Genomic DNA, 361 nt, shown 5'->3' with positions numbered 1-361 from the left:
GTGATTTGTTTTCTGGACATTATGCGGCGCTCGGTGTGCATGACTCAAAGTGGAAGACTGCGGGACGAGGCTGCAATACCCGCTTACCAGAAGGGATCGGAGTCCACGTGTAGAGCACACCATTAACAAAGTTATATTTGATATTCAGTGACGGAATGACTAGCACGGCGTTACAGGCAAACTTCGCCACCGCTGCTCGCTCAGCTGAATACCAATCGCCAATAAGCGTTCCAGCATTCGATGTTGGCATTAGGTTAATAGTGAACTCCGTGGGGTTAAAAATATAACCCGCATGGTATTTACCATCCGCCGACATCATGTCTTCTGAGTTTTGCAGCGCGGCGGTATCAAACATGTCTTC

General features: G+C 48.5%; 1 protein-coding gene. It reads right to left on the bottom strand.

What is annotated here, in order from left to right; translation table 11 throughout:
- Window positions 1–19: 19 nt before the first annotated feature.
- A partial coding sequence (locus AD970_RS19900; RefSeq protein WP_049602472.1) for a phage tail fiber protein occupies window positions 20–361 on the bottom strand: 342 nt, incomplete at its 5' end.

Source organism: Yersinia nurmii, from assembly GCF_001112925.1.
GTDB classification, from domain to species: domain Bacteria; phylum Pseudomonadota; class Gammaproteobacteria; order Enterobacterales; family Enterobacteriaceae; genus Yersinia; species Yersinia nurmii.
The sequence above is the reverse complement of the archived record's forward strand: the minus strand, read 5'-3'. Positions and strand labels throughout refer to the sequence as shown.